Genomic DNA, 19,841 nt, shown 5'->3' on the forward strand with positions numbered 1-19,841 from the left:
GCCGCAGATGGCACGGAACAACGGCGAGCGCGACATGCCCATCGCCACCGACGGGCGCACCGCCGACCGGCCGGTCGGGATGCCGGTCGGCGAGATCCTGTCGCGCATCCGCTTCGAGAACCGCTGGACGCTTGCCGAGGTCTCGCGACGCACGGGCGTCTCGATCTCCTCGCTCTCCAAGATCGAGAACAATCAATCCACCCCGGCCTACAGCGTGCTCGTCCGCCTCGCCGAAGGCCTTGGAATCGATTTTGCCGATCTGATCGGCGGTTCGACCCAGAAATTCGCCTCCGCCGCCCGCGTCATCACCCGCGCCGGGGAAGGCACCACCTACGTGAACAGGATGGGCGCATATGAAGCGCTTGCCTCGGGCCTTGCCGCGAAGTCGATGCAGCCGATGGTCATCGACATTCCGAGGCGCGCCGGCGGCCAGAAAACGGTGCGCAGCGCCCATAAGGCCGAGGAGTTCGTCTATGTGCTGTCCGGCGAAGTGATCTTCTTCATGGAGCCCTACGCGCCGATCGTGCTCAGGACGGGCGACAGCGTCTATTTCGACAGCGCCAGCGAACACGGCTTTTCGTCCAACAGCGAACTTCCGGCCCGCATTCTTTCCGTCTGCCTGGAACGCCCCGGCACGACCATCCGCTCCAGCGAGGACATTTCGTGACCAAGCCGAAAATCGAAGACATCACCATCGACGCCGCCAGCGAAGTGCGGATTCGCCAGCGTCTCACCCTCGTCGCGCTCGGCAAGGAAAAGGCCGACGTCGCGCTTCGTGTCGGACGGCTCCTCGACGTCGCGACCCGTACCTGGGCGGACGACCAGGAAATCATCATCAAGGACCGCCGCATCGCCTATGTCGGCAAGGCAGGCAGCTATCCCGGTGAAGTCGGCCTCCGCGTGCACGAGCCCGGCCTTGCCGCCATTCCCGGTCTCGGCGAAGTGCACAAGCATATCGAGAGCTCGCATCTGACGCCCGAATGGGAGGCCGCCCTGGTGCTGCCGCGCGGCAACACCTGGACATGCGAGGCGAGCCACGAATTTTCGAATGTCAACGGCGCCAGGACGCTCGAATTCTGGCTGAAGGCGCGGGAGGCCGGTTCTCCGCTCAAGATATTCCCGCTGCCGGGCTCCGCCGTTCCGCCGACGGCCTACGAACACGGCGGCGGCTATTTCGGCTATGACGAGCAGAAGGCCTTCCTGCAGGAAAGCCTGATGACCGCCGGCCTCGACGAGGTGATGGACTGGCCCGCTGTCTGGAACCCGAAAAACCCCTCCTACGAGCGGCTCTGGGGCATGATCCGCGCCACGTTCGAAAAGCGTGCCGTGGTCGAGGGTCATGCGGCCGGCATTCGCGACCTGCCGACCATAAACGCCTTTGCCGCAGCCGGCCTTTCCTCCGACCACGAGGCCTGGACGGTCGAGGAATTCTGGGAAAAGCTCACCCACGGCCTCTTCATGGAGCTTCGCCCGCACAGCTTGCCCGAAGTCATCAAGGGGCTTCTGGACCGCGGGCTTGCCGACTGGTCGCAGGTGGCTTTGACGACCGACGACCGCTCCGCATCCGACACGCTCAAGCTCGGCGCGACCGACCATAACGTCAGGCTCGCCATCCAGGCCGGGCTCGCGCCCGAAATCGCCATTCAGTGCGTCACCATCAATCCGGCGCGGCACATGCGCCTTACGCCCTGGGTCGGCTCGCTCGCGCCCGGCCGCTATGCCGACATCGTCCTGCTCTCCGACGTCGAAAGGTTCGAGATCGCGAAAGTGTGGGCGGACGGCCGCCAAGTGTCTGAGGGCAAGATTTATCTTCCTGAAGTGCCGAAGATCGACTGGCCGGACTGGGCACGGAAAACGATCAACATCGGCCGCGAACTCAGTGCCGACGACTTCACCATCGAGGCGGAACCGGGACGGCAGACGATGAAGGCCGCGGTGCTTCGCCCCTTCCACTGGACCGACGACTTCCTGACCTTCGAACTGCCGGTGAAGGACGGTCGCGTCCTGCGCGACGAGGCCCGCAACATCACGAAATTCTCCGTCATAGACCGCTTCTCCGGCACCGGCGGCGTGTCGAAGATGTTCTGGCTCGGATGCGGGCCGGCGACGCCCGACACCGCGCTTGCCTGCTCCATGGCCCATGACAAACATAACATCTGGTGTGTCGGTTCCTCCGACACGGCCATGGCGAAGGCGGTGAATGCGGTCGCCGACAACGATGGCGGCTGGGCGCTCGTACGCGAGGGTGAAGTCGTCGCCCGCGTCCGCTACGAGGTCGCGGGCCTGATGAGCTGCCGCCCGGCCGGGGAACTGCATGAGGAAATGCAGGCGCTCTATGCCGAGGGAGAGAAGGTCGAATGGATGTATGAACCGACTTTCCAGCCGCGCTGGTTCCCGGGCTTTCCCGAACGCCTCGCCTTTGCGACGCTCACCTGCGCGCCCTGGCGCTGGGTCCTGGTCGCGCCGAGCGACTATGCGCCCCAGGGGCTCGTCAACGTCCAGACCGGCGAGACCCATCCCGTGGTCTTCTGAGACCGGCCCTTCGACCTTCCATCGGCAGGTCTTTCGCACTGCCCGCCTGCATATTGAAAGTATAGCATGAACGTGCCCGCCCCTTCCGCCGAAGACGCATCGCCCGATCTCTCCCGCCGCTTTCCGAGCTTCGACAGCCTTGAAGAGCCGCGCGTCGTTCTCGACATGGAAACGCTCGATCGCAATCTGGAGAAGGCCGCCGCGATCGCGTCCGGCAACGCGGCACTCCATCCGCATGTGAAGACCCACAAGAGCCTGGCGATTGCAAGAGCCCAGATGGACAGGGGCGCCCAGGGTTTCACCGTCGCCCGCCCGCACGAGGCGGGAATGCTGCTCGCAGCGGGCCTCGGCCCGGTCACGGTCGCCTATCCGATCATCGCGCCTGAAACGATCGCCACCCTGCTGCGGCTCGCCGGTGCGCCGGGTCGGCTCCGCTTCATCGCCGACAGCGCGGAAGGCATCAAGGCCATGTCTGATGCTGCCCGCACGGCAGGCCTGCCGGTCGACCTCTTCCTCAAGGTCGATGTCGGCCTCCATCGTTGCGGCGTCGATCCCAGGAGCGAGCAGTCAGTCGCGCTCGCCTCGATGATCGACCGCTACCAAAACCTCTCGTTTGCCGGCCTCCTCTCCCATGCCGGCCATGCCTATGGTGCGTCAAGCCCCGATGCCATCCGGGCGATCGCCACGGAAGAACTCGCCCTGCTGACGGAATTGCGCGCGAAGCTCGAACGAAGCGGTATTCCGGTCTCCCGCATATCGGTCGGCAGCACGCCCACTCTCCTCGCCCATGCCGGGTTCGACGGCATCGACGAAATCCGCCCCGGCAACTATGTCTTCCTCGATCTCACGGCCGTCCGGCTCGGTATCGCCAGACGTTCCGATCTGGCCCTTGGCATCGCAGCCCGGATCGTCACGGCCAACGACCGCTATGCGATAGCCAATGTCGGCTCGAAGACGCTGTCGTCCGATCTCGGCGCCCATGGCACGTCCGCGACGACGTCCTTCGGCGAGGCCTGGATCGACGACGGCAGATCGCCGCTTCCGGTCGTCAAGCTTTCGGAGGAACATGCCTTCCTCGATCACGGCGGCAGCCGGCCGGCGATCGGCACGCCCGTACTCATCCTGCCGAACCACAGCTGCCCGGTCGCCAATCTGAGCGGCGGCCTGCTGGGTCTCAGGAGAGATGGCGCCACTCCGTTGGAGATCGCCGTCGAGGGTTTTGTCCGGCCGGTGATCAAAGGCTAGATGCCATCAGACAAACCACCTAGAGCAAACCCGCCGCGTTCGTGCCCACCAGCCTGCGGATGTCGGACCTGGACATCTGCAGGTCGAGCAGGTCGTTGACGATGGCGCGATACCCCTCGACCGGACGCGGCATCTTCACAAGTCCGAGATCCGAGCCGAAGATGGTCATCTCCACCCCGGCGACATCCACGAGACGGCGCAGTTCCGCGGCATCCCATTTGGACGGACCTCGCTCGTTCGGGATGAACATGCAGATCGAATGTTCCATATAGACGCCGAGCCGGCTGAGTTCGCGGATATCATCGTCCGAGCAGCCGATGACGTAGGTGGGATGATTGATCATCATCTTCCTCACGCCGCGCCGTTTCGCTTCGGGATACAGCACCTTCAACTCGTCCGCCGAAAGATGCCCGCTCGCGAGAATGATGTCTCCCGCCGCGATGACGTCGAGCACCTCGTTGGTTTCCTTCGTCAGCCTGCCGTTCTCGTCCAGCACGCTGAGCGGAATGGGGGGCAGCATCGGATTGACGCTCTTCGGATAGTTCTTGGTCTCGTTGGCGCTCTTGTCGATGTGGTTCGCCGCCGCGAATGTCGGCATCCAGACGATCTTGCCGCCGAGCTTGACCGCATGGTCCACCGCGTGCGGATTGATGCCGCCGCTCGCATTGTTGAGCGCAACGCCCGAATAAAGGCGCACGCCGGTATCCGGATAGAGCGTTTCGAGCAGCTTGGCATGCGCCATGCCCGGATAGAAATGGTCCTTGTAGACAAGCGCGGAAAAGCCGGCCTCCGATGCCTCCACCATCGCTTCGTAGTGATCCAGCAGGCGTGGAAAGACGGCCGGCCCGCTGTGGCAGTGGAGATCGACGGCACCGACCAGGAGATCGACGATTTCGGCATTTCGGTCAATGGCGGCTGGGGAAGCTTCTGTCACGTCTGGGCACTCCCATAAGAGCTGAAAAGTCTGGTTCAGCGCGCAATATTGTCCGGCGCCGGATAGTCATCGGCATTCAGCACCCAGCCGGGTTTGGCGGAAAAATCGGCGCGCGGCGGGCTGAAGATATCGACCAGGACGTTTTTCACCGGGTCCATGGACCGCGAGGTATGGATGGCCGGCGGCGGGATGACGGCAACGGACGGCGCAGCGCAGAGCTCGGCATCGTCCGCTCGCCAGGCATTGAGATCGCTGATCCACGGCCAGCGCAGGTAATGGATGTAGGAGCCGGCCACGCAGAGCGAATACTGTTCGAAATCGTCGTGGAAGTGCGGCGACATCTTCGTGATGTCGCGTGGCCCGCTGCCGGGCAGGAAGTTCACCATGATCGTCGAGCAGCGGAATATGACCCCGAATCGGCCGGGTTCCGGGGGAACATCGAGGCTGTACCGGCGCAGCTTGTGGCCGCTGGCCGGATCGGGCCACGCCTGAAACGGCGGCACGTTCGGATCGGGATCGATATAGGAGGCTGCATTCGAGCATTTGGCGACGAGATCCCCGGCGCGCGTCGTGACCAGCCGGACCACCTCGCCATCGCCCTTCAGATGCACCTCGCTGTCGCCCGGCGGCACCACCACGATGCAATAGCCGTCGACCGCGATGCTCCGGCCGTTCCAGCGGACTTCGACCGGCGTATTCCGGTTAGGCAGCAGAACCACATATTCATCGGGCTGGTTGACCCGGGAAAGCATCAGACCGGCCTTGCCCCTGGTATGCGCCACCACGAGGTTCTGGCCACGCGCGTAGTAGGTCTCGCTGCCGCCCGTCGCTTCCTGCGGCGGGGCATCGTAGAAACGGGCATATTCCGCGCCCTTGTAGGCCGTGGGTGCAGGATTGCTGCGGGCCGTTGCCGTGTTGAGCGCCGCCCTTGGGTCGTTTGCTGCGTACATGTTCATGTCCTGACGTGATCGTTTCAGTTTGCGGCCGCCCTGAACTCGGCGCGGATACGGTTGGCGCTCAAGCGCAAGAGACCCTGATCGGAGGAGACGATGAAGGCGCTCGCCCCTTCGGCGCGGAACGGCCCGATCTCGTCCACCGAGCCGACCATGACGCAGATAGGTTTGCCGACGTTGCGGGCGGCGGCCATGATGCGGGCGACCGCATCCTTGACCGCAGGTTCGCTGGCCGACGTGGCGCCGAGCGAAACCGTCAGGTCGCCGCGACCGATGAAAATCCCGTCGAGTCCGTCGACCGCCACGATGTCTTCGATGACGTCGATCGCATCGCGGTCCTCGATCATCGCCAGCACCGCGATATCGCGATCCTGCGCCTCGATATGCGCCCACATGCCGGTGGCGCCGTAACCGCCTGCGCGCGGCGAATTGGAAAAACCGCGGGCACCGCCACGATACCGGCTTGCAGCCACGACGGCACGGGCTATGTCGGCGGAGGCGACATGCGGGACGAGCACGCCCGTCGCGCCGCAATCCAGCACCGACTGGATGGCGCTCGGAGCCGACGATGGCACCCGGACGAGGCCGGCAATGTCGCTCACCCGGCAGCCGAGCAGGATCTGGTCGGTCGTGAACCGGTCGATCGGCGCATGCTCCTCGTCGATCACGACGAAATCGAAACCCGCACCACCCAGGATTTCCGAGGCATGGCTGGTGGGTGTTTTGACGAATGCGCCGAGCAATTGCTGGCGTGCCTTGAAGCGGGCAGTGAACTCCGTCCGTGGCATTCTTTCTCCTCCCGATGCGTTTTGTCGCGCCACTCTGCCGCGTCTCTCCCCGGCATGCGAGGCGCCGCGTCCGGCCTTTTCAACGGCTGAAATACAAGCCGGCGACCGCATCTAGGCCTGCGGCTTCACCAGCTTGAACACGGCCTGCAGCGACGCGACCGCCTCGCCGCCCACGTCTACAAGCCCATCCAGAAACACCAGCGTCCGTGTCTGCCGGGTGATGCGGCAGCGGGCGATCATGAAGTCAAGCGGCCGCACCGCCGCCAGGAACTGGACATTGAGCTGGACGGTTACCGACCGCACCGGCGGCGCATCAGAGTCTTGCGCCCGCGACAGCGTCTCGAAAAGCGTGCCGCCGAGTGCCTGATCGCAGAAAGTCGCGAGCGCGCCGCCATGCATGACGCCCGCGTTGTTGAGCGTGCCGGGCGTGCAGAGCATGCCGAACATGAACCGGCCATCCTCCTGCTGCTTCTGCCAGAAAGGTCCGATCAACTCGGAAAAGGGATTGGCCCTGCGCCTGGACCAGCCCGCGGCAGCGGGATTGAAGGCGGTTTCGGAAACCGGATAGGGATCGCTCGTCATCAGGCAGCCGCCCTCGCCGCTTCGAGCGACAGAATCTCGCGCGCTTCGGCCGGCGTTGCGGGCTCGGCCCCGAGCGCCCTGATGATTTCCACCGCGCGCCTGACGAGCGGCACATTGCCCTCGGACAGGACACCCTGTTCGAGGAAGAGATTGTCCTCCAGTCCCACGCGGCAATGACCGCCGAGGATCACCGACTGGGCGACCATCGGCATCTGGGCGCGCGAAATGCCGAAGGCCGACCAGGGCGTGCCCGGCGGAATGAGCGAACGCATCAGGAGCATCGCCTCAGTCGTGGCCGGAGCCCCGCCCGGAATCCCGAGGCAGAACTGGAAGAACGGCGGCCTGGGCAGATGGCCCGCCTCAAGAAGCCGCACCGCCACGCCGACATGGCCGATGTCGAACACTTCCAGCTCCGGCTTCACGCCGGCCGTCTGGATGACCTTCGCCATGGCGATCAGATGCGGCGGCGTATTAACGATGGCCCGGTCGCCGAAATTCATCGTGGCGACGTCAAGCGTGCAGATATCGGGGCGCAGGCGCGAAACGTGATCGGTCCGGACGCCCGGCGAGCGAACCGGCGGCACCGCCGTCTCGTCCAGCGTCGGGGCGTAACCCGCGCCCGGCCCGGCGGTCAGGTTGATGATGACGTCGATGCCGGAGCGGCGGATGCGCTGCATCACGTCCTCGTAGAGATCGAACCGCATCGAAGGGGAGCCGGTCTCGGGATCGCGGACATGGACATGCACCGATGCCGCGCCGGCCCTCGCCGCCGCGATCGCCTCGTTGGCGATCTGCTCGGGCGTGATCGGCACGTATTGGCTGTTCCTGGACAGCGCGCTGCCGCCCGTGACGGCACATGTCAGTATCACCCTGCGCTTCATTGAGGTCTCTCCTCGGGTTGGCGGCGCGATGGCCATAGCCGAGCCTGCCCCTGATCGAGCAATGTCCGGCGGATATCGGTTGAAATGGCGTCTAGTAGCCGGTGCCGTTCAGGCTGCGCATATCCACCTCGATGGCGGATGCGGCTTCGAGCATGGGCTCAACCACGGTCTCCAGAATGCGGTCCTGCGGCACCGCCGTGCGGTAGAAGCCGACCCCCATGCAGGCCGAGCAGCGCTGCCCGTCGAGGATCGGAACGGCTACGAAGTCGAAGACCCGGCGCGGCCCGCCCACCCTGGCATAACCGCGCTTTCGGGTCGTCCTCAGTTCCCGCAGCACGCGCGCCGCATCGAACGGCCTGCCCTGCTCGCGGCGCTGCTGGGCCAGCGCGTTGAGAAGCAGGGCGCGTTCCTCGTCATCGCAGAAGGTCAGATAACATTGCCCCATAGCCGTCAGCTCCAGGTCGAGGAACCGGTGCAGTACGGGGAACGGATAAGCCCAGGGGCTGATCGGCGCCGTGGTGAAGCTCACCAGAACATGACCGTCCCGCAGCGTCCCGAGGCTGACGGGCCACTTGATGGTGTTGGTCAGCGCGACGGCCCGCGACCGCGCGGCTTCGATCAGCAGCGGCGCGCCGTTGAAGCCGGAGGCGAGCGAAACGACCTTGGAAGTGACGCTGTAGCCGCCGACGAAATTGTCGCGCACCACATAACCTTCGCTGATCAGGGTTTCGAGCATCCGGACGATCGTCGGCTTGGAAAGCCCCGTCACCTGATGCAGCGAGCCTATCGTGGCAATGCGCTGCGCATTGAGCGCCTGCAACAGCAGGAGAACCCGGCGCGCGGATTCGACAGGGGCATAGGAGGCCTTGTGTTCGTCGACGCTGCCACGCAATGAATTCGCCCTGCAATGAAGATCGTTGTATTTCGGCAGCTGGGGAGATTTGGCCGGCCTCTCCTTCAACTCGCTATCGAACATTCAGAACTCCTCCCAGAATTCCTCTGCACCGGTCTCCCAACCGATGCCTGAATGAAAGGTAGTCCCGACCCATCGGCTGCGCCAGAGGCTTCTTGATCCATTTCAAGGGATGAAATGCCGGAGGTCAGCTTTGTGGTCGCCGGAAAGCAAGCACGACGAGGCCAGAATAACAGGCGGCCAGCACGGCCACGCCGACAACGGGGATGGCCATACCCACGAAAGTGGCCGCCGTACCGATGAGAAAACTGCCGACCGCCGGCCCGCCCCGGATGATCATGCTGTAGATTCCCATCACCCGGCCCAGCTTGCCCGGCTCGCTTTCCATCTGCAGCAAGGCCTGGCCGGCGATCCCCGCATACATGTTTGCAAAGGACATGCAGAAGATGGCGATGAGGGCGATGTGAAAGCTGGGCGTCAGCGCGAGCGCCGCAAGGGCGGCCGTTGCGCAAAGCGCGGCAAGCGCGATCCCGAAAGCGCCGCGCGTACCCGGCGGCCGCGAGAGCGTTATGGCGCCGGACACCACCGAACCGAAAGCGGAAGCCGCCATCAGTCCGACAAAACCGTCTATGCCTCTCCCGAACAAGGCATCGGAGACGGCCGGCAGCATCTGCAATATCCCGTTGACGCTGATGCCGGTCATCCCCATCAACCCAAGCGTGGCAAGCAGGCTTTTGTCGCCGAGCACATAGCGGAAGCCGTCGGCGGTTCCCGCTCCCCGCACGACGCCGGGCGGCCGATCGACGCCTTTCTGCACCCGAATCACCGCGAGCGCATAGGAGAAGAAGGCGATCGCCACGGCACTCGCTGCAAATGTGACGCCCACATTGATTTCGCTGATCAGCACGCCGGCGATGATCGGGCCGACGAAACGGGCCAGATTGAAACTCAACGCATTCAAGGCGACGGCGGCATGCAGATAGTCGGGCGGCACGATCTCCCGGATCAGCGACAGCCGCGCCGGCTGCTCCAGGCTGCCGGAAATCCCCAGCACCAGGGTCAGCCCGAACAGCACCTCCACCGTGGTCAGCCCGAGCCAGGAGAGCACTGCAAGCGCCACGGATTGCAGGATGGCGACCGACTGGGCGGACCGCAGCACCTTGATCTTGTCATGCGCATCCGCAAGCGAACCGGCAAAGCTGCTGAGAAAGATCGAGGGCAGCATGTCGGCAGCCGCGATCAGCCCCAGCCAGAAAGGCGATTTGCTGAGCTCCCAGGCGAGCCAGGCGACACCGATCTTCTGCATCCACATGCCGAGGACAGATACGATGCTGCCGATGGCGAAACGGCGGTAATGCAGGTCCTTCAGAGCAAGCAACGGATTGTAGCACCCGACCTTTGCAACCTTCATGGACACAACCGGGAGAAATGGAAACTCGGCAGGCGTTGCAAGTTTCACCTATGGACATCGGAGCGGATGGTGGGCGGCGGCCCGCCAGACGGCTCGCACCCCGATGAAATAGACCGCCGGACAACCGGTGGTCCACCTCCACCGCCTGGCGATTTCAAGGCATGAAACACAATCGACGCCATTGACCGGATCGCGCGCCGGCCCGGGTCAGACGATCAGTCATCCTCTGCGAACACGACCTTGCGACGGCTGCGGATCGCCGGAAACAGCACGGCGAAGAGCGTTACCGCCGAGATGAGCAGCAGGCCCGCGGTGATCGGCCGATGGAAGAAGGCGAGCGGATTGCCGTCGGCAAGCAGCATGGCGCGGCGCAGATATTCTTCCAGCATCGGTCCGAGGACGAAGCCGAGCAGCAGCGGCGCGGGCTCGCAATCGAGCTTGGTCAGACCGTAGCCGACCACGCCGAACACCGCCATGACCACGAGATCGAACGGATTGTTGCCGACGCTGTAGACGCCGATCGCCGAGAAGCCGATGATCGCCGGGAAGAGGAGATGGTTGCGCACCGAGAGCAACCGCACCCAGAGCCCGACGAGCGGCAGATTGAGGATCACCAGCATCAGGTTGCCGATCCACATCGAGACGATCACGCCCCAGAAGAGCACCGGCTTCTCGTTGACGAGATTGGGACCCGGCGCGACGCCCTGAAGCATCAGGGCGCCGATCATCAGCGCCATGATGGCGTTCGAGGGAATGCCGAGCGTCAGCATGGGAATGAAGGAACTCTGCGCGCCCGCATTGTTGGCCGATTCCGGTCCGGCGACACCCGCGATCGCGCCGTGGCCGAACCGTTCCGGATGGCGCGACAGCTTCTTTTCCAGCGCGTAGGACGTGAACGAGGAGAGCATGGCGCCGCCACCCGGCAGAATACCCAGAATGGAACCCAGCCCCGTGCCGCGCACGATCGGCCCGGCCGATTCCCTGATATCGGCCCAGGACGGCATCAATCCGGTCACCCGCGTGGTCAGCACGTCGCGTTCCTGTTCTTTCTCGTCTTCCAGCCCCCGCAGGATTTCGGCGATTGCGTAGACACCCGAACCGAACGCGATGATCGGAATGCCGTCCGCCAGATCGAGCGTACCGAGCGTCAGGCGCATGCTGCCGGTGTAGACGTCCGTTCCGACGCACCCGAGCAGCAGGCCGAGCACGATCATCACGAGGCCCTTCAACACCGAACCATGCGCCAGCGCGATCGAGGCCACGACGCCCAGCACCATCAGCGCAAAATAGTCGGACGGGCCGAAGCTGAGAGCGAGCGAAGTGAGCGGCACGGCAAAGAGCGCGATGACCAGCGTGGCGACGCAACCGGCGAAAAAGGAGCCGATCGCGGCGATGGCGAGCGCCGCCCCCGCCCTGCCCTGACGCGCCATCTGGTAGCCGTCGATGGCTGTCACCGCAGATGTCGCCTCGCCGGGCAGGTTGATCAGGATCGCAGTGGTGGAACCGCCATACTGGGCGCCGTAATAGATGCCCGCCAGCATGATCATCGAGGCTTCCGGTGCAAAACCGAATGTCACCGGCAGCAGGATGGCGATCGTGCCGAGCGGCCCGATCCCCGGCAGAACGCCGACGGCGGTGCCGAGCAGGCAGCCGATGAAGCAGAACATCAGGTTGGAAGGTTCGAGAACCGCCCCGAAGCCGAGCGCGAGATTGGCAAAGATATCCATGGCGTTTCTAACCCGTGATCAGGTCGCCCCAGAGGGGGATCGGCAGGTTCAGGAGGTAGTGGAACACCGCGACGCAGAAGACGGTGAAACCGGCGGAAAGCAGGAGAGACTGCCGCAACGTGGCGAAACGGCTGGCGAAGCTGGAGAAGAAGATCGTCAGCGCGACGGCGGCGACCAGCCCGAGCGACTGGATCGTCGCGGCGAAGACGAGCGGAGCTCCCAGCACCAGGACGGACGATTTGATGGAGGCGAACCTGAGCGGCAAAGCCCCGGATGAAATCGGCGTGAAGGCGACGGCCAGGGCCAGGAACCCCAGCACGATCGACAGCACGACCGGAAAGAATCCTGCCCCCATCTCCGCCGCCGTGCCGATGCTCAGCGTACGATAGGCATAAATGCCGACAGCCACGCTGAAACACACGAAGATGGCTGCAAAGGTGACGTTCCGGCGACTGAGCGCGTGCTCCTCCGGCTGTCTCGTCTCGATGCTCATGCTGTTCTCCTCCTCGACGGCATTTCGATCGGTCTTACGCTGACGCTAGCCTTGATCCCGCTGCACCGCCCCTGACAACAGGCTCTCCCGCACATGCGCCGGCATGGTGGTCGTCGGCTCCTCCCCCTTGAAAAGTTGGGTGAAGGTCTTCGACCGGATCTTCCAGCGGCCCTCCGCATCGCGCACCAGCACTTCGTAAACCTCCGAAATGCTGTTGGGCGCGCTGACCGGCAGGACGGGCAGGCCGTCGACCGCATAGATCGTCATGATGTACCTGATCGTCGCCCGGTCCGCGCTCTCGATCGAGATCATCGGATTGTTGATGAGGTGACGTGCGACGCGATCGCCGCGGCTGCGGCGCCAGCCGTAGAACGCCTTGATCTGTTCACGGCCGACGAAGGCGGAAGGACCGGAGCCGAACACGCCATCCTCGGCAAACATCATATGCGCGTGCGCACCCCAGTTGGTATCGACCTCGTTCCAGTATTCGGTGACGAAAGACAGAACCTCCGCCCTGACTGTCAGTTCCGTTAATGCATTCATTTGCGGTTCCAGCCGTTACATGAAGTAGAGTTCGAGCGCGTTGCGCCCGCCGATGCGCCGCCGCATGGCGGGGTCGGGCACCCATTCGGAAAGCGCCGCCACGGTCTCTCCGTAGGTGACGCGGTTTTCGTAAGCGGCAAACGGCCAGTCGCTTGCCCAAACCAGCCGTTCCCCGCCGGTGCGCTTCACAAGCTCCTGCGCACAGTCCATGGCCGCCGAAAGCGGCTTGAACCGGTAGCCCGCCGAAAGCTTGACCCAGGTATTGCCGCGGTCGATCGCATCGAGGACCAGCCGGAAGCCCGGATCGTCCACACCCTTGCCGGCCTCCGGCATGCCCATATGGTCGATCACCATGCGCGCACCGGCCGCCTCGATCTCCCGCATCATCGCCGGCAGGCGATCCGCCCGTTCGATCAGGTGGACATGCCAGCCGAGATCGGCGGCCCGCCGCAGCAGCCGGCGATATTCCGGTGACGCGATATCCGGCGCCTCGGCAAGCGTCCGCCACATCAGCCTGATTCCCACGAAACCGTCGTCCCGCATCCGCTCCAGTTCGTGGATGCCGACCGATGGAGAAACGATTGCCGTTGCCCTCAGACGACGGTATTTGCGCAAGGCATCGCGAACATGGTCGTTATACTCGCCATACAGGCTGGCGGCGGCAACGACGCCCAGCGCGATACCATGCCCGTCGAGCAGCCCGATCAGTTTCCCGACATCCGCATCTTCCGGCGGCTTGTGCCAGGCATCGGGCGCCAGCGGCAGGTTCGTCGTGTAGATGTGGAAATGCGCATCCACCAGCGGCGGTTCGCTATCCCTCTCAGCCATGCAGATGCGTCCCGAGCGTCGTGTGTTCATCCAGATCGAGCAGCCGGCGCGGATTGTCCCTGATCGCCCGCCGGATCTCCGTTTCGCCCAAGCCGACTTCCAGCCACCTCTTCAGCGCGGCCACATAATGGAGCCGCAGAGAACCGGCCGCCTCTTCCGGGTGCAGACCGAGTATGAGCCGGTCAGGATGTGCCAGCGCCAGTTTGGCCGCGAGTTCACGGTCAGGCCTCTGGCTTGCCGCCGAAATCATGATGCAGGCCCCCTGGCCCAGCATGGCATCCACGTCGCCCAGGCGCGCGCCGTTGTTGCGCATCGGGTCCACCGCCAGCAGCCGGTTCACCCCGCAAGCGGTGGCGGCCCCGAACAGTGCCAGCACTTCGCTTGCATGCAGGAACCCTGCCCCCAGAACGCCTCCCCTCACCGCGATGACTTCCAGCAGTTCCGGGAGTTCCGGCAGCACCCTGCCTCGGGCATCGACCACGCTCAGCGCCGGCCCGGCGCAGTCGAGCCCCACGGGAGGACGCGACGGCCAGCGCTGGCTCCTGAGGAAGTTTTCCGCCGAAAACGTCGGCATGTGCACCACCTTGCCCGCCAGCATCAGCGTATGCTCCACGGTATGGACGTTGAGGCCGCCGACAGCCATGTTCATCGCGACACTGCCGCACAACGTGATCGACGCGTCCTTGAAATCCGCGTCGGCCAGATAGGCCGCAATCGGCGCCGTGCAATAGTCATGGGCCTGCAGGACGACGGCCTTCATTCCCAATTTCCGAGCCTCGCTTGCGATTTCGATCGGATCGAGGCCGGTCGCCCGATGCGTCAGGCCCTCGAGATCGCATGCCATGTCGACCGCTCCGAAAAGCCAGCCGGCCAGCGTGTCGGCAGGCGCGCGCGATCGGGCAAGGACATCACTCGACATCGGATACACTCCCGGATCTTCTGGAATATGCCAATGCATCCACCGCTCTCATCCCCCCTCCGAGATGCCGCGGACCTATTCGCTCCGGATCTTGTATTTGGCGATGATATCCCGCCAGAGCGCTTCCTCGTCGACGACGATCTTGTGGAATGCCTCCGGCGTGGTCGGCGCGGCGATCTGGCCCGCCACGGCGAATTTCCTGATCGCATCTTCCGACTTCAGATATTCCGTGAGCACTTCGTTGATCTTCCTGACGATCGCGGGAGGCGTGCCCTTCGGGGCCATGATGCCGCCCCACGGCACGGCAACCAGATCCAGCCCCGCCTCCTTGAGCGTGGGAATGTCCGGCAGGATCTTGGCCCGGCTGGCGGAGATGACGGCGAGCGGCTTCAGCGTGCCGGCCTCGATGTGCTTGATATAGGCATCGCCGAGATAATCGACGGAGAGATCGACGCTGCCCGAAAGCATGTCCGTCACGATCGGCGGGCTGCCTTTGTAGCTGACGAGCTTGATGTCGATATCGGCCATGTCCATGATCGCGGTCTCGATCATGTGGCCATAGGAGCCGATGCCGTTGTTGCCGGCACTCACCTGCGAAGGATGTTCCCTGGCGTAGGCGATCAAGTCCTTGAGATTGTCTGCCGGAAAATCCTTGCGGGCCACCAGCACCATGTCGCCGACGGAAAACTGGATGATGTGCTCGAAATCCTCCAGCGGCTTATACGGAAGACCCGGCATCGTGTTGGTAAAATTGGCCGCCGGTCCCGGATAGGCGGTCACCAGCGTATAGCCGTCCGGCTTCTGCCGCGCCGCATAACCGGTGCCGATGGCGCCGCCTGCACCCGGCTTGTTCTCGACGATAACCGTCTGGCCTACGCCTTTTTCAAGCGCTGCGGCGACCAGCCGCGCCAGGTAATCGCTGCCGGCCGCGAAAGCGTGGACCAGGGTGATCGGCTTGTCCTTCGGCCATTCTCCCGCCAGGCCGGCACCGCTCGTCGCGCTGACGCCCGCAAGCGCCAGCAAGGCAATACTGATGGATCTCAGTATCTTGCGCATCGTTTCTCCTCCCTCATGCCGGGTGGCGCTTCCAGCTTCTTGTCCCGGTCGGCAACGGATCATAATCGAAACCTCGGCCTCGGCCATTGCGGCAAGGCATCTGTTTCAACCCTTGAAATAAGCTGCGGCACCCCATGGCTTGACTGACGCCAGGTCATCCTTTGGGGGCAGTCGATGCCGCTGCAGCATAACCACGACCACCAGACCGTCGATACTTTGCTGCGCGGCGCGGTGGATCTACATTGCCACAGCGGTCCCTCGGTCATGGGCCGCAAGGTCAACCATGCAGAGGAGATCGCCGAGGCTGCAGCGGCCGGCATGCGCGCCGTCCTGATCAAGGATCACTTCTATTCGGCAACCCCGGTGCTGGAACTCATCAAGCGCCACCGCCCCATCGACAGCGAGTTGGAAATCCTCTCCGGCGTGCGGCTCAACAATGCTCTCGGCGGACTGAACCCGAGGGCCGTCAAGGTGGGTCTGAACATGGGCGCGCGACTGGTCTGGATGCCGACGCTTTCCTCCTCCAACCATCTGAGGACCGCACACGACTACGATCTGGCCGGCAAGCTCGGAATGCTGCCGCCGGAGGGCCTGAGCGTACTGACGGTCAACGGCGTCCTGCGCGACGAGGTCAAGGAGATCATAGACATCATCGCCGAGCACGACGCCGTCCTCTGCGGCGGCCATCTGCATGTCAGCGAAATGTACCCGCTGTTCACGGAGGCGAAAAAGCGCGGCGCCGGGCGCCTGCTCGTCTCGCATCCAACCTTCTGGATCGACGCCGACCTTGCCGACCTGCGCGAGCTCGCCTCTATGGGGGTCCATCTGGAGCACTGCGCCTGCATGCTGATCGACTGTCCGTCACGCCAGTTCACCGCCGAGGAACTGCACGATTATGTGAAGGCCGGCGGCCTGGAACAGACCATCCTCGGCTCCGACCTCGGCCAGCCGATGAACCCGCGGCCCGTGGAGGGATTTCGCTCCGTCATCAAACTCTGCCTCGACAGCGGCTTCACACCGGAAGAGACGCGGCGAATGACCTCATCGAACGCCTGCTCGCTCATGGGAATTCGCCCCTCCAGGCATTGAATCGATCACCCGCGACTTGAATGGTCGCGAGAGCCCTGCCGTACGGCGTGACAGCGGCCCCTCGTTACCTTGAGGACTTCGAACCGGCAAAGGGAAAACTTGAAGCCCCCGCCCCTGCAAGTTTGGACTTGAACGCGTCGTTTCGGTCTTTGATAGCCCGAAAGATCTGCAGCAAAGCGGTCACGCTCCCCGGCTCCTCGGTACAGACCCGATCCTGGTAGAGAGCCATGTCGGCAAAATCCTGGTTGTTGAACCAGTAGATCTCGGTTTCGCCGTTGGAATGTGGAGATAAATTTTCCGCTTGTTCGCCCAGATATACGTGAGGCGGAAGAATTCTCATTCTCTCCTTGGCAAGTTTGATGAACTTGCGCTCAAACGCTTCCGCCGTCCTCATCTTCCAGGTGCCGATCTTGTTCCAGTTCCGACAATTACCCAGCGGCGGCGTGCTCTTGCCCTTATAACGCCAGCCATCGACTATGGACCGGAACCGATCCTGATTGCCGGCGGAAAATCCAAGCTTGAAGACGTAGATTGAGGGGTCCAGAGTATAGGCCTTTCGGGCGATGCAATCGGAAAACAATGCATAGACGAAGGGCCCCGAAATATTCGCAAACGGCGAGGAACTGCTGGAATATTTGATGAGCTTACACTGAAGGCAGGTCATGGGCCGACAGTGGAAAATTTACGAGAGCATGTCAACGAAACGGATCGATACGCCCAATTGGCATGGCTTCGGGCCTGATCCGAAGCTGGCGCCCGATCCATACCGAGCCGTCGGGGCCGGATGATAAAAACCGCCCGCGCGTTTCGGTATCCCACACCCGAAGCGATTGCGGCCTTTCCGTCTCCATCGCCCGCTGACGGAAAAAGTGCCCTCGCCAGTCGATACGACCGGCGAAGACGTTTGCCTTTCGCGATTATCGTTCCAGGGCGAACGTGACGTTGACCATGACCGTGTAGGTGTTCTCGCCGGTCGCGACGGGAACCGCCTCGGCCGCCATATCCTTGGCCATTGCCATGCGCATCATCGGTTGCGGCGTGGGGCGGACGGCATTTTCACTGATCTCAAGGACGCGCCCGAGCTTGACTCCTGCCGCTTCCGTCAACGTCTTCGCCTTGGCGAGCGCTTCCGCGACCGCGGCCTTGCGCGCCTCGGTCATGGCTTCGTCCGGCTTGTCGTTGGTGAAGACGATCTGGCCACCCTGGTTGACGCCGAGCTTGACCGAACGGTCGATGAGGCCGCCGAGCTTCTGGAGGTCGCGGACCCGCAATGTGAGCGTGTTGGCGACTTCGTAGCCGACGATCTGCGGCGGCTCGGTGATACCGTTCTTCGGCTCGGAATGGCGATATTGAGGATAGATGGAAAAATTGCTCGTCTGGATATCCCGGTCGGCGATGCCTTCGGCCTTCAGGGCTGCGAGCACTTCCTTCATGGCCGTGCTGTTGGCCGAGAGCGCGGCCTCGGCCGTTTCCCCGTTGCGAACGACTGAAAGCGTCAGGATCGCCATATCGGGCGCGACCGAGGCTTCTCCTTCACCCGAAACGCTGATGATGGGATCGCGGGGGCGGGGCTCCTGGGCCGATGCCTGGCCGGCCGTGGCGGCTATTGCGCCTGCAAAAAGGGTTGCCAGGACGAGACGCGACGATGAAAGCGCAAGGCGCATATGGATGTTCTCCCGGATCTGTTCGGGCGGCAGGGGATTTCTCGGCTCCATCCTGCCGCGATGTTGGTTTTGCCTCATGCGCACACACGCCGGACGAGAATCAACCCGGCATTTGCACATGGGCAGGATCTTACGTGCCGGCTGATTGTGAAGCTATTGCGGCAACGACTTGTAGCTTTTGGGGAATTGCGCTAGAGCGACCGTGGAGGGAAGGCGAACCATTGCGCCTTCCCTTGCCTTATGGCGGGCCTGTAGCTCAATGGTTAGAGCCGGCGGCTCATAACCGCTTGGTTGGGGGTTCGAGTCCCTCCGGGCCCACCATTCTATTGTCGATGTCATCAATCGACGCCCTTTAGCGGCGGATCACCGGGCAGCCGCGAACGTTGCCGAAAACCACACGGTCCCGGCCACGCCATCCGAAGCCGACGACGGTAACGGTGCGGCGGGAGACGTCGACGACGCGGGTGCGGCGAAGGCCCATGCGGCTGGCCTTCTGCTCGGCGAGCCGCGGAGCGCAACCGGGGCGCGGCCGGGGCGCGGGCCGCCAGCGATGATCGGGACGCCAGTGGCGGTCGCGGTCGTGGTCCCGATATTGGACGTAGACGCCGAGATCCGAACCTGCGGCGGCTGCGGTCGGCGCCGTCGCGGAAAGGCCGGTGAGCGCGATAAGAGCTGCGATGCCGGCTTTGACGATCATGCTGGTCATGGGTGCTTGTCCGAAACCAGGCCGGAAATTCCGGGCCATAAAGTTGTTTATCTCGCCTTTCCGGCGATTGTCGCGACCCTAGAGGCCCGCATCTGAACAAGGTCCGAATCCATCATTCAGCACTCGTTCATATCCGGCTCATGGAGACAGATGAAGAACCACCTGCCGGACATGTGGATGGTCCCGATGCTCGAAGAGATAGATGCCCTGCCAGGTGCCGAGCATCAGCCGCCCGCCGTTGACGGGCACGCCCAGAGAGACGGCGTTGAGCGCTGCCTTGATATGGGCCGGCATATCGTCCGGTCCCTCGGTCGTGTGCGTCACCCAGCGCATCTGCGGGTCGTCCGTCGGCGGCACGAGACGGGAGAAGAACGTCCCGAGATCGCGGCGCACGTCCGGATCGGCGTTTTCCTGAATGATCAGCGAGCAGGACGTGTGCCGCACGAAAACCGTCAGCAGCCCCTCTTCCACGCCCTGGCGGCGCACGAAATCCTGCGCCGCCCCGGTGAATTCATAGAGCCCCTGGCCGCGGGTGGAGATCGAGAACACGGTCTGGGGCATGAAAGTCCTTTCGAAG

General features: G+C 63.7%; 21 protein-coding genes and 1 tRNA gene. 5 read left to right on the plus strand and 17 right to left on the minus strand.

The window, feature by feature from the left end:
* Nucleotides 1-7 precede the first annotated feature (7 nt).
* The 3 genes from ACFFP0_RS03965 to ACFFP0_RS03975 all read left to right on the plus strand — a co-directional run bounded on the left by ACFFP0_RS03965 (nucleotide 8) and on the right by ACFFP0_RS03975 (nucleotide 3,777).
* Nucleotides 8-667, plus strand: coding sequence for a helix-turn-helix domain-containing protein (locus ACFFP0_RS03965; protein ID WP_377256550.1), 660 nt, complete (start codon nucleotides 8-10; stop codon nucleotides 665-667).
* Entirely contained in the window at nucleotides 664-2,532 is a 1,869-nt protein-coding gene (locus ACFFP0_RS03970) for an adenine deaminase (protein WP_377256553.1), read from the plus strand. The genes ACFFP0_RS03965 and ACFFP0_RS03970 overlap by 4 nt, the downstream gene beginning before the upstream one ends.
* A 66-nt stretch (nucleotides 2,533-2,598) precedes the next feature.
* Nucleotides 2,599-3,777: an alanine racemase gene (locus ACFFP0_RS03975; RefSeq protein ID WP_377256556.1), complete on the plus strand. Its 1,179-nt coding sequence runs from the start codon at nucleotides 2,599-2,601 to the stop codon at nucleotides 3,775-3,777.
* A 19-nt stretch (nucleotides 3,778-3,796) separates the two neighbouring features.
* Here ACFFP0_RS03975 and ACFFP0_RS03980 read toward each other — a convergent pair whose 3' ends face one another.
* From ACFFP0_RS03980 to ACFFP0_RS04040, 13 genes are all read right to left on the minus strand, one after another.
* Complete coding sequence (locus ACFFP0_RS03980) at nucleotides 3,797-4,711, minus strand: DUF6282 family protein (protein WP_377256559.1); 915 nt, start codon at nucleotides 4,709-4,711, stop codon at nucleotides 3,797-3,799.
* A 35-nt stretch (nucleotides 4,712-4,746) separates the two neighbouring features.
* Nucleotides 4,747-5,661, minus strand: coding sequence for a cupin domain-containing protein (locus tag ACFFP0_RS03985; RefSeq protein ID WP_377256562.1), 915 nt, complete (start codon nucleotides 5,659-5,661; stop codon nucleotides 4,747-4,749).
* Between the two features lie 23 nt (nucleotides 5,662-5,684).
* On the minus strand, nucleotides 5,685-6,452 hold the full coding sequence (locus ACFFP0_RS03990) for an HpcH/HpaI aldolase family protein (protein WP_377256565.1): 768 nt from the start codon (nucleotides 6,450-6,452) through the stop codon (nucleotides 5,685-5,687).
* A gap of 111 nt (nucleotides 6,453-6,563) precedes the next feature.
* On the minus strand, nucleotides 6,564-7,034 hold the full coding sequence (locus ACFFP0_RS03995) for a PaaI family thioesterase (RefSeq protein WP_377256568.1): 471 nt from the start codon (nucleotides 7,032-7,034) through the stop codon (nucleotides 6,564-6,566).
* Nucleotides 7,034-7,915 carry a beta-keto acid cleavage family enzyme gene (locus ACFFP0_RS04000; RefSeq protein WP_377256571.1) on the minus strand — a complete coding sequence of 294 codons (882 nt, stop codon included), beginning with the start codon at nucleotides 7,913-7,915 and terminating at the stop codon, nucleotides 7,034-7,036. Before ACFFP0_RS04000 ends, ACFFP0_RS03995 begins: the two co-directional genes overlap by 1 nt.
* A 91-nt stretch (nucleotides 7,916-8,006) precedes the next feature.
* Nucleotides 8,007-8,891, minus strand: a complete 885-nt coding sequence (locus ACFFP0_RS04005; protein WP_377256574.1) for a helix-turn-helix domain-containing protein — start codon at nucleotides 8,889-8,891, stop codon at nucleotides 8,007-8,009.
* Nucleotides 8,892-9,015: 124 nt separating this feature from the next.
* Complete coding sequence (locus ACFFP0_RS04010) at nucleotides 9,016-10,239, minus strand: MFS transporter (protein WP_377256577.1); 1,224 nt, start codon at nucleotides 10,237-10,239, stop codon at nucleotides 9,016-9,018.
* A 215-nt stretch (nucleotides 10,240-10,454) separates the two neighbouring features.
* Nucleotides 10,455-11,966 (minus strand): tripartite tricarboxylate transporter permease, encoded by a 1,512-nt coding sequence (locus tag ACFFP0_RS04015; protein WP_377256580.1) that lies wholly within the window; start codon nucleotides 11,964-11,966, stop codon nucleotides 10,455-10,457.
* A 7-nt stretch (nucleotides 11,967-11,973) separates the two neighbouring features.
* On the minus strand, nucleotides 11,974-12,459 hold the full coding sequence (locus tag ACFFP0_RS04020; protein ID WP_377256583.1) for a tripartite tricarboxylate transporter TctB family protein: 486 nt from the start codon (nucleotides 12,457-12,459) through the stop codon (nucleotides 11,974-11,976).
* A gap of 45 nt (nucleotides 12,460-12,504) precedes the next feature.
* Nucleotides 12,505-13,002: a nuclear transport factor 2 family protein gene (locus tag ACFFP0_RS04025; RefSeq protein ID WP_377256586.1), complete on the minus strand. Its 498-nt coding sequence runs from the start codon at nucleotides 13,000-13,002 to the stop codon at nucleotides 12,505-12,507.
* A gap of 15 nt (nucleotides 13,003-13,017) precedes the next feature.
* Nucleotides 13,018-13,830, minus strand: a complete 813-nt coding sequence (locus ACFFP0_RS04030) for an amidohydrolase family protein (protein ID WP_377256589.1) — start codon at nucleotides 13,828-13,830, stop codon at nucleotides 13,018-13,020.
* Nucleotides 13,823-14,749 carry a DUF6282 family protein gene (locus ACFFP0_RS04035; protein ID WP_377256592.1) on the minus strand — a complete coding sequence of 309 codons (927 nt, stop codon included), beginning with the start codon at nucleotides 14,747-14,749 and terminating at the stop codon, nucleotides 13,823-13,825. The genes ACFFP0_RS04030 and ACFFP0_RS04035 overlap by 8 nt, the downstream gene beginning before the upstream one ends.
* A gap of 75 nt (nucleotides 14,750-14,824) precedes the next feature.
* Nucleotides 14,825-15,805, minus strand: a complete 981-nt coding sequence (locus ACFFP0_RS04040; protein WP_377256595.1) for a Bug family tripartite tricarboxylate transporter substrate binding protein — start codon at nucleotides 15,803-15,805, stop codon at nucleotides 14,825-14,827.
* 174 nt (nucleotides 15,806-15,979) lie between these two features.
* Between ACFFP0_RS04040 and ACFFP0_RS04045 the strand changes: the two genes are divergently transcribed.
* The gene (locus ACFFP0_RS04045; RefSeq protein WP_377256598.1) at nucleotides 15,980-16,894 is read left to right on the plus strand and encodes a DUF6282 family protein; all 915 of its coding nucleotides are present in this window, start codon (nucleotides 15,980-15,982) and stop codon (nucleotides 16,892-16,894) included.
* A 64-nt stretch (nucleotides 16,895-16,958) separates the two neighbouring features.
* Here the strand turns inward: ACFFP0_RS04045 and ACFFP0_RS04050 are convergent, their stop codons facing one another.
* Both ACFFP0_RS04050 and ACFFP0_RS04055 read right to left on the minus strand, forming a co-directional pair.
* Entirely contained in the window at nucleotides 16,959-17,558 is a 600-nt protein-coding gene (locus tag ACFFP0_RS04050) for a hypothetical protein (protein ID WP_377256601.1), read from the minus strand.
* 253 nt (nucleotides 17,559-17,811) lie between these two features.
* On the minus strand, nucleotides 17,812-18,558 hold the full coding sequence (locus ACFFP0_RS04055) for an SIMPL domain-containing protein (RefSeq protein ID WP_377256604.1): 747 nt from the start codon (nucleotides 18,556-18,558) through the stop codon (nucleotides 17,812-17,814).
* 245 nt (nucleotides 18,559-18,803) lie between these two features.
* On the opposite strand from ACFFP0_RS04055, the gene ACFFP0_RS04060 reads away from it, so the two are divergent.
* Nucleotides 18,804-18,879 (plus strand) — tRNA-Ile (locus ACFFP0_RS04060).
* A 31-nt stretch (nucleotides 18,880-18,910) separates the two neighbouring features.
* On the opposite strand, the gene ACFFP0_RS04065 is transcribed toward ACFFP0_RS04060, so the two are convergent.
* Together ACFFP0_RS04065 and ACFFP0_RS04070 are read right to left on the minus strand one after the other, a co-directional pair.
* Nucleotides 18,911-19,264: a hypothetical protein gene (locus ACFFP0_RS04065; protein WP_377256607.1), complete on the minus strand. Its 354-nt coding sequence runs from the start codon at nucleotides 19,262-19,264 to the stop codon at nucleotides 18,911-18,913.
* A 138-nt stretch (nucleotides 19,265-19,402) separates the two neighbouring features.
* Nucleotides 19,403-19,825, minus strand: a complete 423-nt coding sequence (locus tag ACFFP0_RS04070; RefSeq protein WP_377256610.1) for a secondary thiamine-phosphate synthase enzyme YjbQ — start codon at nucleotides 19,823-19,825, stop codon at nucleotides 19,403-19,405.
* Between the last annotated feature and the right edge of the window lie 16 nt (nucleotides 19,826-19,841).

It is taken from the genome of Neorhizobium puerariae (genome assembly GCF_042429745.1).
In the GTDB taxonomy this organism is placed as follows: Bacteria; Pseudomonadota; Alphaproteobacteria; order Rhizobiales; family Rhizobiaceae; genus Neorhizobium; species Neorhizobium puerariae.

Coding starts and splice junctions, on each gene's coding strand:
- ACFFP0_RS03975 (WP_377256556.1), top strand. CDS start 2,599: ATGAACGTGCCCGCCCCTTCCGCCGAAGACGCATCGCCCGATCTCTCC.
- ACFFP0_RS03995 (WP_377256568.1), bottom strand. CDS start 7,034: ATGACGAGCGATCCCTATCCGGTTTCCGAAACCGCCTTCAATCCCGCT.
- ACFFP0_RS04025 (WP_377256586.1), bottom strand. CDS start 13,002: ATGAATGCATTAACGGAACTGACAGTCAGGGCGGAGGTTCTGTCTTTC.
- ACFFP0_RS04055 (WP_377256604.1), bottom strand. CDS start 18,558: ATGCGCCTTGCGCTTTCATCGTCGCGTCTCGTCCTGGCAACCCTTTTT.
- ACFFP0_RS04020 (WP_377256583.1), bottom strand. CDS start 12,459: ATGAGCATCGAGACGAGACAGCCGGAGGAGCACGCGCTCAGTCGCCGG.
- ACFFP0_RS04010 (WP_377256577.1), bottom strand. CDS start 10,239: ATGAAGGTTGCAAAGGTCGGGTGCTACAATCCGTTGCTTGCTCTGAAG.
- ACFFP0_RS04000 (WP_377256571.1), bottom strand. CDS start 7,915: ATGAAGCGCAGGGTGATACTGACATGTGCCGTCACGGGCGGCAGCGCG.
- ACFFP0_RS04065 (WP_377256607.1), bottom strand. CDS start 19,264: ATGACCAGCATGATCGTCAAAGCCGGCATCGCAGCTCTTATCGCGCTC.
- ACFFP0_RS04045 (WP_377256598.1), top strand. CDS start 15,980: ATGCCGCTGCAGCATAACCACGACCACCAGACCGTCGATACTTTGCTG.
- ACFFP0_RS03985 (WP_377256562.1), bottom strand. CDS start 5,661: ATGTACGCAGCAAACGACCCAAGGGCGGCGCTCAACACGGCAACGGCC.
- ACFFP0_RS04005 (WP_377256574.1), bottom strand. CDS start 8,891: ATGTTCGATAGCGAGTTGAAGGAGAGGCCGGCCAAATCTCCCCAGCTG.
- ACFFP0_RS04015 (WP_377256580.1), bottom strand. CDS start 11,966: ATGGATATCTTTGCCAATCTCGCGCTCGGCTTCGGGGCGGTTCTCGAA.
- ACFFP0_RS04030 (WP_377256589.1), bottom strand. CDS start 13,830: ATGGCTGAGAGGGATAGCGAACCGCCGCTGGTGGATGCGCATTTCCAC.
- ACFFP0_RS04050 (WP_377256601.1), bottom strand. CDS start 17,558: ATGACCTGCCTTCAGTGTAAGCTCATCAAATATTCCAGCAGTTCCTCG.
- ACFFP0_RS04070 (WP_377256610.1), bottom strand. CDS start 19,825: ATGCCCCAGACCGTGTTCTCGATCTCCACCCGCGGCCAGGGGCTCTAT.
- ACFFP0_RS04035 (WP_377256592.1), bottom strand. CDS start 14,749: ATGTCGAGTGATGTCCTTGCCCGATCGCGCGCGCCTGCCGACACGCTG.
- ACFFP0_RS03965 (WP_377256550.1), top strand. CDS start 8: ATGGCACGGAACAACGGCGAGCGCGACATGCCCATCGCCACCGACGGG.
- ACFFP0_RS04040 (WP_377256595.1), bottom strand. CDS start 15,805: ATGCGCAAGATACTGAGATCCATCAGTATTGCCTTGCTGGCGCTTGCG.
- ACFFP0_RS03990 (WP_377256565.1), bottom strand. CDS start 6,452: ATGCCACGGACGGAGTTCACTGCCCGCTTCAAGGCACGCCAGCAATTG.